A 553-nucleotide genomic window follows, 5' to 3' on the forward strand; every position below is an offset into this window, starting at 1 on the left:
GCCGGTCTGGGTGATGCTGCCGGTGCTGGCCGTGGCGATGAGCTTGCCACCGATGCTGCTGGCGGCGAACTTGAGCGTGTCGGCGGTGATGGTGGTGTCGGCGCTGCTGGTGAGCGCCACGGTCTTGCCGTTCAGGACATTGGCGCTGCCCAGCGTGATGGCCTGGGCCGAGCTGAAGCTGCTGCCGTCCGCGCCGAGGTTCAGGGCGCCGGTCTGGGTGATGCTGCCGGAGTTGCTGGTGGCGACGAGCTTGCCGCCGATCGTGCTGGCCGCGAACTTGAGTGCGTCGGCGCTGATGGTGGCATCGCCGCCGCTGTTGAGCGCGACGGTCTTGTTGTTGAGCTGATTGGCGCTGCCCAGCGTGATGGCCTGGCCGGCGGCGGTCGAGAAACTGTTGCCATCGGCACCGAGGTTCAAGGCCCCGGTTTGGGTGATGCTGCCGGTGCTCGCCGTGGCGACCAGCTTGCCGCTGATGGTGCTGGCGGCGAACTTGAGCGTGTCGGCGGTGATGCTGGCGTCGGCGCTGCTGTTGAGTGCGACCGTCTTGCCGGCG

The 553-nt window shown here is 68.2% G+C and carries 1 protein-coding gene; it reads right to left on the reverse strand.

Annotation, left to right across the window (positions count from 1 at the left end; genetic code table 11):
* The coding region (locus tag AC1Q6P_RS23995) for a hypothetical protein (RefSeq protein WP_492666275.1) at positions 1-553 on the reverse strand (553 nt) is incomplete at both ends.

Source organism: Roseateles sp. GW835-FHT13E02 (assembly GCF_058794035.1).